We start from the raw sequence: 14,696 nt of genomic DNA on the forward strand, positions 1-14,696 counted from the left end.
AAGACATAAATTACCTAATCACAGGGCATATTTGTCACAAGTATCAAAGGAGACTTAACTAATAAGGTGTGGATCTGAAGTTACTAACTGATTACTAAAGCTTTATTGGCTAGCGTCCAGAGACCTTTGATGCCTTTATGAGCAGCTCCCAGTCACTTGACCTGCGTCTGCCGACCCCAGGATGCTATGCGGATCCTGTTCGGGCTGGCATGGATGCTGATGCAGTCTTCGATGGAATGACTGAACATCTATTTTTTACTCTTGGCAAACTTGCGACATCGGCAAGTCTGAGAGATCTCTACATGGCTTTAAGCTTTGCTGTTAGAGACAGATTGATGAGTAGATATTTAACAAGTCAAGAGACAATCCGAGCAAGACCTCAAAAAACAGTTGCATATCTTTCAGCTGAATTCTTAATTGGACCTCAACTGAATAATAATTTACTTAATTTAGGTATCAAAAAAGAGGCAGAGGAAGCTCTCAAAAGGTTTGGGATTGAATCTCTAAACGAAATATTGGAAGTAGAGGAAGAGCCTGGGCTTGGAAATGGAGGACTAGGTAGACTTGCAGCTTGCTATATGGAATCACTTGCAAGTCTTCAGGTGCCTGCAGTGGGATATGGAATTAGGTACGAATTTGGTATTTTCAACCAATTAATAAGAGACGGTTGGCAAGTCGAAGTTACTGATAAATGGCTAAAAGGTGGATGGCCCTGGGAATTACCCCAACCAGATGAAGCTTGCTTAGTCGGTTTTGGCGGTCAGACTGAGAGCTATACGGATGACAACGGAAATTATCGCTCGCGATGGATACCAAGCGAACATGCTATTGGTGTCCCACACGATGTTCCTGTTCTTGGTTATCGAGTCAATAGCTGCGATCGATTGAGATTATGGAGAGCTGATGCAACCGAAAGTTTTGATTTTTATGCTTTCAATATTGGCGATTACTACGGTGCTGTTGAAGAGAAAGTAGCGTCAGAAACTCTTTCAAAAGTTCTCTACCCCAATGATGGAACTGATGAAGGAAGAAGATTACGCCTCAAACAACAACACTTTTTTGTAAGTTGTTCGTTACAGGACATGCTTAGAAGCCTAGAAAAGCGATCAATAGCTGTTGAGGAATTTCCAAATCATTGGACAGTACAACTTAATGATACTCATCCAGCAATTGCAGTTGCAGAGTTAATGAGGCTATTAATAGATCAACATAGATTGGATTGGGATAAAGCCTGGGAAATTACAAATAGATCTGTAGCTTATACAAATCATACTTTGCTTCCCGAAGCTCTTGAAAAATGGGATCTCAGCTTATTTAAAAATTTATTACCTAGACATTTAGAACTTATATACGAAATAAATAGACGATTTTTGCAACAGGTACGACTTAAGTATCCAGGAAAAGATTCAATTTTGCGAAAACTTTCAATTATTGATGAAGAAGGAGGTAAAGCTATACGAATGGCGCACTTAGCAACAATTGGAGCACATCATGTTAATGGAGTAGCTGCTCTCCATTCTGATTTAATCAAGAGACAACTTTTACCTGAATTTGCAGAACTCTGGCCTGAAAAATTTACTAATGTTACTAATGGAGTTACTCCTCGTAGATGGGTAGCTTTAGCCAATCCTGAACTTTCTAAACTTCTTGACAAAGAAATTGGTCCAAATTGGATTACCAATATGGATCTACTACTTGAATTAGAAAAAAAAGAAAATGACTCTAATTTCTTAGATCTTTTTGCATCTGCAAAGCTTTCTGGAAAAAGAAAACTTGCTGGATATATTCATAGGCAAACTGGTGTTTTAGTTGATCCCTCAAGTTTATTTGATGTTCAAGTCAAAAGAATTCATCAATATAAAAGACAGCATTTAAACGCTTTGCAAGTAATTGCACAATATCTAAGAATTAAAAATGGAATAACAAAAAATATTGCACCTCGTACGGTCATTTTTGGTGGCAAAGCTGCACCTGGTTATTTCATGGCCAAGTTAATGATTAGATTTATTAATGGAATAGCTGACGTAGTCAATGCAGATCCTGATATGGATGGCTTGTTAAGAGTCGTATTTCTACCTGACTACAATGTGAAGTTAGGTGAACAAGTTTATCCAGCGACTGATCTTTCTGAACAAATTTCAACTGCTGGAAAAGAAGCCTCGGGAACTGGAAATATGAAATTCGCCATGAATGGTGCATTAACAATTGGAACACTTGATGGGGCTAATGTAGAAATTAGAGAAAGAGTAGGAGCTGAAAACTTCTTTTTATTTGGAAAAACAGAGTCAGAAATTATGAAATTAAGAGACCAAGGGTACAGTCCAAATAGCTTTATTCAAGATTCAAATGAACTGCAAGAAACTCTTAAATTAATAGAAGTTGGCCATTTCAGTAATGGAGATAGTGAGCTATTCAGACCAATAATAAATATCTTGACTGGAAATGATCCCTTCTTTGTTATGGCTGATTTTGATGATTACCTTCGTGCTCAAGATGAAGTTAGTAAAGCCTGGAAAAAAAGTCAAAAATGGAACCGTATGGCATTACTTAATACAGCAAGATCAGGCTTTTTCTCTTCTGATAGATCTATTCGAGAATATTGCCAATCAATATGGAAAGTAAAACCATTACCTGTAGAAATCAGTTGTGAAAAATAAATATTTATTTATCAGGCAAATCTGGCGTTTGATGTAACAATCTATTCAAACGTAATCGATCAATATTTAATGGATCTGGAGCAAGTTCTCCGGCAATCTCTCGAAACTTATCTTCAAATTCATCAGGTACTTTGACATCAAATATTCTTTCCATAAGCGCTTCAATTGAATATAAGTGAGCATTAATATTCTCTAGATCAGAAATGACTTCTGTAATAGATTTTTCTTTATTCTCACTAGTCCGAATTTTTAAATTTTCTTCAGTTTGATTTGATGAACTTGAATTCAATTTTTTTTGCAAATCTTCTAAAACTCGTCCAGATAGAGTTCTAAATGATTGAAGCGCAGCCCAATTTATTTCTTGTTGTTGTCGCAAAGTTGGAAACTCTCTAATCAAACGATCATGTTCCCTATAAAATCTGAGACAATCTGGACATTGGCATGGTTCTTCAGGCACCTTCACAAGGCAGCTTAAAACCTATCATTGCATTTCTTAGGCCGTCATAGGTGGCTCACCGTTAAAAAAGTCCCCTCCACAATCTTTGTTATCTAAATCAGAACTCTCAGGAAGGGGAATTTCAATGCTTGTAACTAACTGAATGACATCACGCAATCTCATTGAGTCAGCGAACCATCCCATTGCCTGTTCTGTATCTCCCCTTCCTTCTGCATCATTAGCTTGATCTTCATGAGCTTCGGCTAGAAGTGTTAACCAACATAAACACCTAGCTTGAACAATTGATAAATCCAAATCATTTGGTTGTGATTTAGATATTCGTTCACTCTCTTGTTGAACAAGTAATCGTAAGCGAAGATCGTGAAGCTGAGCCATGTTACTGATTCACTTCACTAACGCTAGCGAGAGAGTCAAGATTTTGCACACCCACCACATATAGGACTACATTTTTAGTTTTAATTCGTTATTCGACGGGGCTGGCGGGACTTGAACCCACGACCTACGGTTTAGGAAACCGTCGCTCTATCCAACTGAGCTACAACCCCATGAAATTAATTATGCCTTGAGGCATGATGGTATTGAAAGCAGGGGAGGTAATCGCAATTGAACTTCAGCTTCTGTTTAGCTTCAATTGAGGAAAGTCCGGGCTCCTAATTGGCCAGGCATGCTGGGTAATTCCCAGTGCGGGTGACCGTGAGGATAGTGCCACAGAAATACACCGCCTAATGCTTAATGGGAATTCCCCATCAAGCATGGCAAGGGTGCAAAGGTGCGGTAAGAGCGCACCAGCAGCATCGAGAGGTGCTGGCTAGGTAAACCCCGGCCAGGAGCAAGGCGAGGGACAAAAGGTGGCCATAGACCTCGTTCCTAATTAGAGCCGCTTGAGGCTATTGGTAACGATAGTCCCAGATAGATGATTACCCATTCACTTTCTAACCAAAGAAGAATGAACAGAACCCGGCTTATGACCTGCTTTCACTTTCTTTATTTAAAAAAGCAAACAAAATTAAATTCTTATTAATTACTTAATGTAATTGAATATTTTTAATACTTATGAAACTTTCCAATCAAAGAGTAGAAGACATAGTTAATTTCATTAGAGATCTACATTTAGAAAAAAAGTATCATAAAGAATTTACCAGTAAAAAAATAAGGAATATTTTATATATTAATGAAGCACTCACTCATAGTTCTGCAAATAGTGAAGTTAACTATGAAAATCTTGAATTTCTTGGAGATGCAGTTTTAAGACTAATTGCATCTGATTTTATAAAACATAAATTTCCTTATATGCGAGTTGGAGAAAGATCCGAACTTCGTTCACATCTTGTAAGTGATCAATGGCTAGAACAAGTTGGTAAAGAAATAAAAATTAATAGAGTTTTAATCATTGGGAATAAAGCCCTTAATGATAAATCAGCCAATGCAACTATTCAAGCAGAAGCAACTGAGGCATTAATTGGAGCTTTATACGAAAGTCTAACTATTCTTGATCCCATTAAAAATTGGCTATTACCTTTCTGGGAAGAAAAAAGTAATGAAGTTTTAGCAGATCCCCATAGGAAAAACTATAAATCAGCACTTCAGGAATTAACTCAAAGCAAAGGCTTATCAATTCCCACTTATAAAACAATTGAAATTGACAAAAAGCATAACAATCCAAAACGATTTTTTTGTACTGTTTTCATCAAAAATATATCAATAGCTCAAGGTTGGGGGAAATCAATGAAACTAGCAGAAAAAAATGCAGCTAGTGAAGCATTAAAGTCTTTAGAAAAGAATGTAATTGATCTGTAATTATTAGCTGATAAAAAAATTACTTAGGTTTTCAAAAGATCTTTTAAAGGCAATGTAAGTAACTTATCCCAATTCCCTCCTTCAAAAAGTACAGCAGCTTTATCACCACTTATTCTTTGCACAAAACCTACATAACCATTGTAAATTGACTCTTGATTATGAACAGTTACTGTTGTGCCAGGGAGAATAGGTTCTTTTGAGTCAGTCATAATTAAAAATATTCAAATAAACTATTATTAAGAGTTTAATCATAACAATGATCGAACAAGATCAATGGATGTTAATAGGTGAAATTGTTGCCCCCCAAGGTTTAAAAGGAGATATCCGAATTAAACCTAGCAGCGACTTTCCAGAAAGGTTTACTAAACCAGGTAAACGTTGGATTCAAAAAGCTGACGAGTTGCCCACTGAAATTAAATTAATCAAAGGAAACCTTATTCCTGGCAAATCAATCTATGTACTTTCCATCGAGGGCGTATCTAACAGGAGTGCTGCAGAAAAAATTGTTGGTTGGAATCTCGTCATACCTATTGATAGCAGGCCAAATTTGGATGACGATGAGTTCCATTACTTTGATCTAATTGGTTTAGAAGCAAGAAAAGGATCCCAAAAAGCTCTAGTTGGTTATGTAACTGACTTGATTAAGGGGGGTAATGACCTTCTAGAGATAGAGTTAATAGAAGGTAAAAAAGTTTTGGTACCTTTTGTCAAAGAAATTATCCCAGAAATAGAAATCAAAGAAAAGTGGCTTCTAATCAACCCACCTCCTGGTTTATTAGAACTCTAAAAATTATTCAGATTTTTAATCAGAAATTCAATCATGAACAAAAAGTTTTTTCAATGAGATGACTGAAAATTCAATAATACCAGTAATTCTTAGTGGTGGATCAGGAACTAGACTCTGGCCACTTTCAAGAGAAAGTTATCCCAAACAATTTCTAGCACTAGATTCACGAACAAAAAAAACTCTTTTGCAGAAGACTTATGAAAGGCTTATAGGTTTGAAAGGACTTGAAAATCCGATTTTGATATGTAATGAGGGACATAGATTTATAGTTGCCGAACAATTTAGAGAGATTAATACTGATCCACAAGCAATTATTCTCGAACCAATAGGTCGCAACACTGCTCCAGCAGTAGCTGTTGCTGCTCTTCAAGCAATGTCTTCAGGTGAAGATCCTTTGCTGTTGATTTTGGCAGCTGATCATTTGATAGAAAATATCGTTGAATTTAAAAGAGTAATACACTGTGCAAAAACTTATGCAAATCAAGGAAGATTAGTTACTTTTGGGATTGTTCCAACTTGCGCAGAAACTGGTTACGGTTACATTGAAGCAAAAGAATCGCCTAATCAAAAAGATCAAATAAATGGCTTAGAAATAAACAAATTTATAGAAAAACCTAATAAAAATATAGCCGAGAAATTAATCCAAGATTCTCGCTATACATGGAATAGTGGTATGTTTCTTTTTAAGGCGAGTTCAATTATCAATGAACTAGATAAATTCTGTCCAGAGATAATTAGATATTGTAAAATTGCTCTCGAAAAAGATGTGATAGATCTTGATTTTCTACGATTAGAAGCAGAATCATTTAAGAAATGTCCAAAAATATCTTTAGATATTGCAGTGATGGAGAAAACAAAATTAGGAACCGTTCTTCCTTTAAATGCAGGTTGGAGTGACATAGGAAGTTGGAAATCTTTATGGGATATTAGCAAAAAAAATAATGATGGAAATTATATAAATGGAAGAGTACTAGTTGAGCAAAGTAAAAACTGTTATTTAAAAAGTGAACAACGTCTAATAGTAGGAATAGGAATAGAAAATCTAATAGTGGTAGATACAAATGATGCTATCTTAATAGCCAATAGAGCTCAATCTCAAAATATAGGAAATTTAGTCAAAAATCTGAGTTCATCAGAATTCCCAGAAGGAAAAAATCACAGAAAAATTTATAGACCTTGGGGGAATTACACTACAATAGTTGAGGGGAATAGATGGCTCGTAAAGCTAATCGAAGTAAAGCCAAATGCCTCTCTTTCTTTGCAAATGCATCACCATAGAGCCGAACATTGGGTTGTAGTGAATGGAACAGCATTGATAGAAAAAAATGGAGAAAAACAACTTTTAAGTGAAAATGAAAGTACATTTATTCCTCTTGGCTGCAAGCATAGATTAAGCAATCCAGGGAAAATGAAACTTGAGCTTATTGAAGTTCAAAGCGGTACATATTTAGATGAAGAAGATATTATTCGTTTTGAAGATTCTTATGGGAGAATAAAAGATATTCATTAATAAAAAAACTAATATTTTATTAGTACAAGTTGTTAGAGATTATTTAGATAAATTATTAATAAAAACTTTTTATTCAACAGTTACACTTTTTGCTAAATTCCTAGGCTGATCAACATCTAAACCTTTATGTGCAGCTATGTGATAACTAAATAGTTGTAAGGGTACAACCGTTAAAAGAGGACTAACCCATTCACTAACTTTTGGAATAATAAATAATTCATCAAACATTTCTGCTTCAGGTCCACATACAGATACCCCAATTAAACTTGCATCTCTAGCTTTAGCCTCTTGCGAGTTACTAAGAACTTTTTCATACACAACTCCAGGGGCAGCTATCGATACCACTGGAACATGTTGATCTAATAGTGCTATTGGTCCATGTTTTAGTTCTCCAGCTGGATAACCTTGTGCGTGGATATAACTTATTTCTTTGAGCTTTAGAGCACCTTCAAGTGCAATTGGATAATTTATTCCCCTACCTAAGAAAATTACATCCTTTGTTTCAACAAACAAATGTGCAATTTCCTTAGAGAGGGAGTCATGTTTTTTTATAATATCAGTTAATTGATTAGGAATTAATCTCAACTCATTGGAGAGATCTAAAATTTCTTCAGTGGTTCTTTTTGCTTTATGAGCAGCAAATAAAAGTGTCAAACCATAAAACGATAACATTTGACCAAGAAATGTTTTAGTTGCTGCAACACCTATTTCAATACCTGATCCAATATCTATAATATTATCGAGTTCGCGTCCTAATGAGCTATCAATTCTATTAGTAATTCCTAATTGATGAAAAGAATAAGTAATATCGTTAGTCGAATCTCGTCTCTCCTTTTCCATTCTTAAGGCAGCTAAAGTGTCTGCGGTTTCGCCCGATTGACTTACTGCTATTGTCAAAGTATTAGGAGAAAGAGGAGGGGGAGCATATCGAAATTCACTTGCGAAATATACCTTTGTTGGAATACCGGCAAACTGTTCCAATAAATAAGCACCAACCATACCTGCATGTCTACTAGTACCACAGGCAAGTATTTGTATCTGTTCTATCTTCTCAAGGATAGATTTCGAGATCGGCAAAGCTACTGAGCTCTCCGAAGGTAAGTCCATTGGCAAAAACCTATCTATCCATAGTTGTGCCGTCTCTGGCTGCTCGTAAATTTCTTTAAGCATGAAATGACGGAAATTTCTTTTATCCGCAAAAAGTTCAGTACCCTTTAAAAGTGATGGTGCTCTGTGCTGCCTATTTCCATCATCATCGTAAAGTTCAATTCCCAATGGTGTTAAAAGGGCAATTTCATTATCCTTTAAAGGTAAAAATGTACGCGTAAATCCCACTAATGCTGGAGTATCACTTGCACAAAAGAACTCACCTTCACCAAAACCAAGAACTAATGGCGCTTGTCCGCTGGCTACTACTAAAGCATTAGGTGCCTTAGACCAAATCACTGCTATGGCATAAGTCCCTTCTAAAACAGTCAAAACCTTTTGAACCGCTATTAATAATGTTTGACCATTAGGGGACAATCCATTAGCCAAAGACTTTTCTATTTCAAGGCCAATTAAATGTGGAATTATTTCAGTATCAGTTTCGGAGATAAATTTAATTCCTTTTTGTTTCAGGCTTTTAGATAAATCTCTGTAATTTTCGATAATACCGTTTTGTACGACTGCAATTTGTCCTGAGGAATCAATGTGAGGATGAGCATTTGTCTCGTTAGGTTTACCATGAGTTGCCCATCTGGTATGACCAATACCTACATGACCTTTTGGAGGCGTTTTTTTTATTAAATTTGAAAGATTAATCAGCTTTCCTTTTGACTTTGTAATATTTAATTGTCCAAATTGATCAATATTTGACTCACCAATTGTTGCTATCCCTGCTGAATCATAACCACGGTATTCAAGTTTTCTTAATCCATCAACCAGTAAAGAAGAAACTTCCCTTGATCCAATAACAGCGAATATTCCACACATGCAGATGAACTAATATCACAAATTATTTATATATAAAATAAACCTGGATTAAGAAAAATACTAATTTTTAGTAAGCCAAACCCATACTTCTAGTTGTTTCATCACCTAAATAGACCCGGATACTAAGGAAATCAGTAGGACAAGCAGTTTCACACCGCTTACATCCAACACAATCTTCAGTTCTTGGAGATGAAGCTATCTGTGAAGCTTTACAGCCGTCCCAAGGGACCATCTCAAGAACATCCAGTGGACAAGCCCTTACGCATTGGGTGCAGCCAATACAGGTGTCATAGATTTTGACGGCGTGTGACAAATTACCAACCCATATATCCTTAATGTATAAAACTATACCTACGTTTCGCTACATAAAAAAAAATAGTTGCAATGCCGTCACTTTTGTTAACTCGACACTCTAACCCGTAGGATTGGAAGTCAGGTCTAAGAAGGTTATGTCCCAGGAAGCAATCCTTGAAAAAGTTCGTTCTATCGTCGCAGAACAACTTAGCGTTGAAGCCGGTGAAGTAAAACCGGATTCAAATTTCCAAAACGATCTCGGTGCTGACTCTCTCGACACTGTCGAATTAGTTATGGCTCTCGAAGAAGCATTTGACATAGAGATCCCTGACGAGGCTGCAGAGGGCATTGCCACAGTCGGGGATGCAGTCAAATACATCGAAGACAAACAGTCCTGAGGTCCAAATGATGGAGAAACTCCATCGAGTTGTTATTACAGGTCTTGGAGCCATTACTCCAATTGGCAAAGACCTCGAAAGTTACCTCCAAGGGCTTCAATCTGGACGAAATGGAGTAGATCAAATAACACTCTTTGATGCATCATCCCATGCATGCAGATTTGCTGCAGAGGTGAAAAATTTTGACCCTACTGGAAAATTAGAGCCAAAAGAATCCAAAAGATGGGATCGTTTCTCAAAATTTGGAGTTATTGCTGCAAAAGAGGCCCTGAATCATTCAGGTCTAATAATTGACGATTCAAATTCTGGAAGAATTGGTGTAATTATTGGTTCTGGAGTGGGCGGATTACTGACCATGGAAACCCAGGCTCAAGTTTTAAATAACAAAGGAGCTAGTCGAGTTAGTCCTTTTACTGTTCCCATGATGATTCCAAACATGGCTAGTGGGTTAACTGCAATTGCACTTGGCGCAAAAGGTCCAAGTTCAGCAGTTTCAACTGCTTGTGCCGCGGGATCAAATGCCATTGGTGATGCATTCAGACTGCTGCAGTTAGGAAAAGCAGATGCAATGGTTTGCGGAGGGGCAGAAGCAAGTATTACTCCTTTAGGAGTAGCAGGTTTTGCAAGTGCCAAGGCCCTATCCTTCAGGAATGATGATCCTTCGACTGCAAGTAGACCATTTGATTCTCAACGAGATGGGTTCGTAATTGGAGAAGGGGCAGGGGTATTAATTTTAGAAACTCTTGATCATGCACTAAAAAGAGACGCGACAATTCACGCAGAAATTATTGGTTATGGAACTACATGTGATGCCCATCACATTACCTCTCCTACTCCTGGAGGAGTGGGAGGTGCAGAAGCCATTAAACTTGCATTAAGTGATGGAAAAATTAATCCAGAAGAAGTCGATTACATTAATGCTCATGGAACTAGCACTCCAGCTAATGACAGTAATGAAACATCTGCAATAAAAACTGCTCTAGGAAATCATGCGTACCAAGTGCCTACAAGCTCAACCAAATCAATGACAGGGCATCTATTAGGAGGTTCTGGTGGAATCGAAGCTGTTGCTTGTGCTCTGGCAATAAAACATGAAATAATTCCGCCAACAATAAATTATTTCAATCCAGACCCAAATTGTGATCTTGATTATGTGCCCAACAAAGCAAGAGAAAAGAAATTAGGCGTCGTACTATCTAACTCATTCGGGTTTGGCGGTCACAATGTATGTCTAGCTTTTCGACAAATGATCTAATCAATTTCATTTTCACTTTCCACTTAAATTTCTTTTTACCCACTCACTAATTCACAATGGTTGCCTTGACTACTTCCCTTGACACGCTTTGCATCAACAGCATCAGGATGCTCGCCGTTGATGCAATTAATAAATCCAAAAGTGGTCATCCAGGCCTCCCTATGGGTTGCGCACCCATGGGTTACGCATTGTGGGATAAACACTTAAGACATAATCCAAAAAACCCAAAATGGTTTAATCGAGACAGATTTGTTCTTTCAGCAGGACATGGATGCATGCTTTTATATGCTCTTTTGCATTTGACTGGCTATGACTCCGTAACCATCGAAGATATAAAAGAATTTAGACAGTGGGGAGCTAAAACTCCAGGACATCCAGAGACCTTCGAAACTCCAGGAGTTGAAGTAACTGCAGGACCTCTTGGAGCAGGAATTTCAAATGCAGTTGGATTAGCCATCGCGGAAGCTCATTTATCTGCAAAATTCAACAAGCCCGACTCAACAGTTGTAGACCATTTCACCTATGTGATCATGGGAGATGGATGTAATCAAGAAGGTATTTCCTCAGAAGCCTGTTCTCTTGCAGGGCATTTAAAACTTGGCAAATTAATAGCTCTCTATGACGACAATCACATCACTATTGATGGAAGAACTGATGTCTCCTTCACTGAAGATGTTTTAAAAAGATATGAGGCTTATGGATGGCATGTTCAAGAAATTCCAAATGGCAATACTGATATAGAAGGGATATCTAAAGCCATTGCAAATGCCAAAGCAATAACAGACAAGCCATCAATCATAAAAGTAACTACAACCATTGGATATGGTTCACCAAATAAGAGTGATACAGCTGGAATTCATGGTGCGCCTCTAGGTGAAGAAGAAGCTGAACTCACGAGAAAAGAATTAGGTTGGTCATACAAACCTTTCGAGATCCCTCAAGATGCTTACGATCAATATCGACAGGCTATTCAAAAAGGTGCGCAACTTGAAGAGGAATGGAATCAAACACTAGCAACCTATAAAGCAAAATATCCCAATGATGCATCAGAATTTGAGCGCATGCTCAGAGGGGAGCTACCTCAAGAATGGGATAAAGATTTGCCTACTTATTCAGCCGATGATAAAGGTGTCGCTACTAGAAAACACTCACAAATATGTTTAGGTGCGCTTGGCCCCAAAATACCCGAATTGATAGGAGGTTCTGCAGATTTAACCCATTCAAATTATACAGATATAAAAGGGGAGTCTGGTTCTTTTCAACATGACAGTCCCGAAAAGCGTTATTTGCATTTTGGAGTAAGAGAGCACGCTATGGCAGCGATATTGAATGGTATTGCTTACCACGATAGTGGTCTAATTCCATACGGTGGAACCTTCTTGGTTTTCGCAGACTATATGCGAGGTTCTATGCGTTTATCCGCACTGAGTGAACTTGGCGTAATTTATGTTCTAACTCATGATTCCATTGGTGTTGGTGAAGATGGGCCCACACATCAACCAATAGAAACCATTCCATCATTGAGAGCAATGCCAAACATGATGGTTTTCCGACCAGGCGACGGTAATGAAACCAGTGGTGCTTATAAAATCGCAATTAAAAACCGCAAGAGACCAAGTTCTTTATGCTTAAGTAGACAAGGTATGCCCAACCAACAAAATTCCTCAATCGAAAAAGTTGCTTTGGGTGGATACATCCTTGAAGATTGCGATGGCACCCCTGAACTAATTCTCATTGGAACTGGGACTGAACTTGATTTGTGTGTACAAGCAGCCAAAAAGCTAACTTCCGAGGGTAAAAAAGTACGCGTGGTTTCTATGCCCTGCGTAGAACTATTCGAAGAACAAAGCCCAAGATACAAAGAAGAAATCTTACCTTCAGCAATAAGAAAACGTTTAGTTGTAGAAGCTGCAGAAAGCTTTGGATGGCACAAATATATCGGTCTTGATGGTGACAGCGTTACAATGAATACTTTCGGAGCTTCCGCTCCAGGTGGATTATGTATGGAAAAATTTGGCTTTACAGTTGAAAACGTACTTGAGAAATCTAGAAATCTTCTAAACAAATAAAATTGAATTGAATTGAATTAAAAATCGAAACTCACCCTGAAGTTAAACAAAGAGTTATTTCTCTTTATTTAACTTAAGGGGAGTTAATTCTGCTGCACCTTTTAATTTTATTTGATCATCTAATTTTTCCAGATCTTCATCTGTAATTTTTGTATTCATTGGACAATGGTTTGGACCACACATTGAACAAAACTCTGCTTTTTTGAAAATTTCTTCAGGTAATGTTTCATCATGATATTGCTTTGCTCTTTCCGGATCCAAAGAAAGTGCAAACTGTTTGTTCCAATCAAATTCTTTTCTAGCTTTACTCAATTCATCATCACGATCACGAGCGCCTGATCTATGCCTTGCGACATCTGCAGCATGAGCAGCGATTTTATAGGCAATCAACCCTTCTCTCACATCCTCAGGATTTGGCAACCCTAGGTGTTCCTTAGGTGTTACATAGCAAAGCATCGCGGTTCCATACCAACCTGCCATAGCAGCACCAATCGCACTAGAAATATGGTCATAACCTGGGGATATATCTGTTACCAAGGGACCTAAAACATAAAAAGGAGCTTCAGAACACTCTTCCATTTGCTTCCTAACATTAAATTCAATTTGATCCATGGGTACATGGCCTGGTCCTTCTACCATGACTTGAACATCATGCTTCCAAGCACGTCTAGTTAATTCACCCAAAGTCTTCAACTCAGCCAGTTGAGCTTCATCTGATGCATCATGCAAACATCCAGGTCTTAATGAATCACCTAAAGAAAAAGTACAATCATAGCGTTTGAATATTTCACAAATATCATCAAAACGAGTAAACAAAGGATTTTGCTTGTAATGATAAAGCATCCACTGGGCAAGTATTCCTCCGCCTCGACTAACTATTCCAGTGATTCGACCTTTAACCTTGGGTAAATGTTCAATCAATAAACCAGCATGAATAGTTTGATAATCCACTCCCTGCTGACAATGCTTTTCAATTATGTGCAAAAAGTCATCCTCAGTTAATCTTGAAATAGAACCGTGAACACTTTCTAGTGCTTGATAAACCGGAACGGTCCCTATAGGAATAGGGGATGCATTTATTATTGCAGTCCTTACCTCATCTAAATTCACTCCTCCAGTAGAAAGGTCCATAAGGGTATCCGCTCCATATTTGACTGCCAAATCAAGCTTCTTTAATTCTTCTTTAACATCACTAGCATTAGGAGAAGCGCCGATATTTGCATTAACTTTGCATTTAGAAGCAATGCCAATCGCCATAGGCTCTAGGTTTGTATGGTTAATATTTGCGGGTATAATCATCCGACCTCGTGCAACCTCTTCCATAACGAGAGACTCAGGAAGATTTTCACGCTTTGCCACATAGATCATTTCCTCAGTGATTTCGCCTTTACGAGCAAAATGCATCTGAGAAACATTAGTTTTACCCTTTCTGGAAGACACCCATGAATTCCGCATGAACTAAAAAGCTATTGAATATACAAAAGGGGCAATATACAAA

At 37.6% G+C, this 14,696-nt stretch carries 13 protein-coding genes, 1 tRNA gene and 1 other RNA gene; 8 read left to right on the top strand and 7 right to left on the bottom strand.

The window, feature by feature from the left end; genetic code table 11:
• Positions 1–137: 137 nt before the first annotated feature.
• A complete protein-coding gene (locus AC6EJB_RS07045) occupies positions 138–2,657 on the top strand; it encodes a glycogen/starch/alpha-glucan phosphorylase (RefSeq protein ID WP_498490631.1) in 2,520 nt (839 codons plus the stop codon).
• A 4-nt stretch (positions 2,658–2,661) separates the two neighbouring features.
• Here AC6EJB_RS07045 and AC6EJB_RS07050 read toward each other — a convergent pair whose 3' ends face one another.
• The 3 genes from AC6EJB_RS07050 to AC6EJB_RS07060 all read right to left on the bottom strand — a co-directional run bounded on the left by AC6EJB_RS07050 (position 2,662) and on the right by AC6EJB_RS07060 (position 3,659).
• Positions 2,662–3,114, bottom strand: coding sequence for a DUF8661 family protein (locus tag AC6EJB_RS07050; RefSeq protein WP_498490632.1), 453 nt, complete (start codon positions 3,112–3,114; stop codon positions 2,662–2,664).
• Positions 3,115–3,150: 36 nt separating this feature from the next.
• Positions 3,151–3,489 (bottom strand): DUF8670 family protein, encoded by a 339-nt coding sequence (locus AC6EJB_RS07055; RefSeq protein ID WP_498490633.1) that lies wholly within the window; start codon positions 3,487–3,489, stop codon positions 3,151–3,153.
• Positions 3,490–3,585: 96 nt separating this feature from the next.
• Positions 3,586–3,659: transfer RNA gene (locus tag AC6EJB_RS07060), tRNA-Arg, on the bottom strand.
• Positions 3,660–3,694: 35 nt separating this feature from the next.
• Between AC6EJB_RS07060 and rnpB the strand changes: the two genes are divergently transcribed.
• Positions 3,695–4,095, top strand: an RNA gene (gene rnpB, locus AC6EJB_RS07065) — RNase P RNA component class A.
• 72 nt (positions 4,096–4,167) lie between these two features.
• Entirely contained in the window at positions 4,168–4,911 is a 744-nt protein-coding gene (gene rnc, locus AC6EJB_RS07070; protein ID WP_498490634.1) for a ribonuclease III, read from the top strand.
• Between the two features lie 23 nt (positions 4,912–4,934).
• On the opposite strand, the gene AC6EJB_RS07075 is transcribed toward rnc, so the two are convergent.
• The gene (locus AC6EJB_RS07075) at positions 4,935–5,120 is read right to left on the bottom strand and encodes an NAD(P)H dehydrogenase subunit NdhS (protein ID WP_498490635.1); all 186 of its coding nucleotides are present in this window, start codon (positions 5,118–5,120) and stop codon (positions 4,935–4,937) included.
• Between the two features lie 47 nt (positions 5,121–5,167).
• Between AC6EJB_RS07075 and rimM the strand changes: the two genes are divergently transcribed.
• Entirely contained in the window at positions 5,168–5,698 is a 531-nt protein-coding gene (gene rimM, locus AC6EJB_RS07080; RefSeq protein WP_498490636.1) for a ribosome maturation factor RimM, read from the top strand.
• 58 nt (positions 5,699–5,756) lie between these two features.
• Complete coding sequence (locus AC6EJB_RS07085; RefSeq protein WP_498490637.1) at positions 5,757–7,208, top strand: mannose-1-phosphate guanylyltransferase/mannose-6-phosphate isomerase; 1,452 nt, start codon at positions 5,757–5,759, stop codon at positions 7,206–7,208.
• Positions 7,209–7,277: 69 nt separating this feature from the next.
• Here AC6EJB_RS07085 and glmS read toward each other — a convergent pair whose 3' ends face one another.
• Both glmS and psaC read right to left on the bottom strand, forming a co-directional pair.
• Positions 7,278–9,182 carry a glutamine--fructose-6-phosphate transaminase (isomerizing) gene (glmS, locus tag AC6EJB_RS07090; protein WP_498490638.1) on the bottom strand — a complete coding sequence of 635 codons (1,905 nt, stop codon included), beginning with the start codon at positions 9,180–9,182 and terminating at the stop codon, positions 7,278–7,280.
• A gap of 67 nt (positions 9,183–9,249) precedes the next feature.
• Positions 9,250–9,495: a photosystem I iron-sulfur center protein PsaC gene (psaC, locus tag AC6EJB_RS07095; RefSeq protein ID WP_011295528.1), complete on the bottom strand. Its 246-nt coding sequence runs from the start codon at positions 9,493–9,495 to the stop codon at positions 9,250–9,252.
• Between the two features lie 136 nt (positions 9,496–9,631).
• Here psaC and acpP point away from each other — a divergent pair, with 136 nt between their 5' ends.
• The 3 genes from acpP to tkt are packed head-to-tail and all read left to right on the top strand — an operon-like array spanning position 9,632 to position 13,198.
• Positions 9,632–9,874: an acyl carrier protein gene (gene acpP / locus AC6EJB_RS07100; RefSeq protein WP_269609037.1), complete on the top strand. Its 243-nt coding sequence runs from the start codon at positions 9,632–9,634 to the stop codon at positions 9,872–9,874.
• A 7-nt stretch (positions 9,875–9,881) separates the two neighbouring features.
• The gene (fabF, locus tag AC6EJB_RS07105; RefSeq protein ID WP_498490639.1) at positions 9,882–11,129 is read left to right on the top strand and encodes a beta-ketoacyl-ACP synthase II; all 1,248 of its coding nucleotides are present in this window, start codon (positions 9,882–9,884) and stop codon (positions 11,127–11,129) included.
• 56 nt (positions 11,130–11,185) lie between these two features.
• Positions 11,186–13,198 (top strand): transketolase, encoded by a 2,013-nt coding sequence (gene tkt, locus AC6EJB_RS07110; protein WP_498490640.1) that lies wholly within the window; start codon positions 11,186–11,188, stop codon positions 13,196–13,198.
• Between the two features lie 54 nt (positions 13,199–13,252).
• Here the strand turns inward: tkt and thiC are convergent, their stop codons facing one another.
• Entirely contained in the window at positions 13,253–14,653 is a 1,401-nt protein-coding gene (thiC, locus tag AC6EJB_RS07115; RefSeq protein WP_498490641.1) for a phosphomethylpyrimidine synthase ThiC, read from the bottom strand.
• Positions 14,654–14,696 lie beyond the last annotated feature (43 nt).

The organism is Prochlorococcus sp. G4PB17 (assembly GCF_059772445.1).

What these genes read in the sequence shown, in the direction of transcription:
- rnc (WP_498490634.1), top strand. Translation starts at nt 4,168, where the DNA reads ATGAAACTTTCCAATCAAAGAGTAGAAGACATAGTTAATTTCATTAGA.
- AC6EJB_RS07085 (WP_498490637.1), top strand. Translation starts at nt 5,757, where the DNA reads ATGACTGAAAATTCAATAATACCAGTAATTCTTAGTGGTGGATCAGGA.
- AC6EJB_RS07045 (WP_498490631.1), top strand. Translation starts at nt 138, where the DNA reads ATGAGCAGCTCCCAGTCACTTGACCTGCGTCTGCCGACCCCAGGATGC.
- AC6EJB_RS07075 (WP_498490635.1), bottom strand. Translation starts at nt 5,120, where the DNA reads ATGACTGACTCAAAAGAACCTATTCTCCCTGGCACAACAGTAACTGTT.
- fabF (WP_498490639.1), top strand. Translation starts at nt 9,882, where the DNA reads ATGATGGAGAAACTCCATCGAGTTGTTATTACAGGTCTTGGAGCCATT.
- AC6EJB_RS07055 (WP_498490633.1), bottom strand. Translation starts at nt 3,489, where the DNA reads ATGGCTCAGCTTCACGATCTTCGCTTACGATTACTTGTTCAACAAGAG.
- glmS (WP_498490638.1), bottom strand. Translation starts at nt 9,182, where the DNA reads ATGTGTGGAATATTCGCTGTTATTGGATCAAGGGAAGTTTCTTCTTTA.
- acpP (WP_269609037.1), top strand. Translation starts at nt 9,632, where the DNA reads ATGTCCCAGGAAGCAATCCTTGAAAAAGTTCGTTCTATCGTCGCAGAA.
- tkt (WP_498490640.1), top strand. Translation starts at nt 11,186, where the DNA reads ATGGTTGCCTTGACTACTTCCCTTGACACGCTTTGCATCAACAGCATC.
- thiC (WP_498490641.1), bottom strand. Translation starts at nt 14,653, where the DNA reads ATGCGGAATTCATGGGTGTCTTCCAGAAAGGGTAAAACTAATGTTTCT.
- rimM (WP_498490636.1), top strand. Translation starts at nt 5,168, where the DNA reads ATGATCGAACAAGATCAATGGATGTTAATAGGTGAAATTGTTGCCCCC.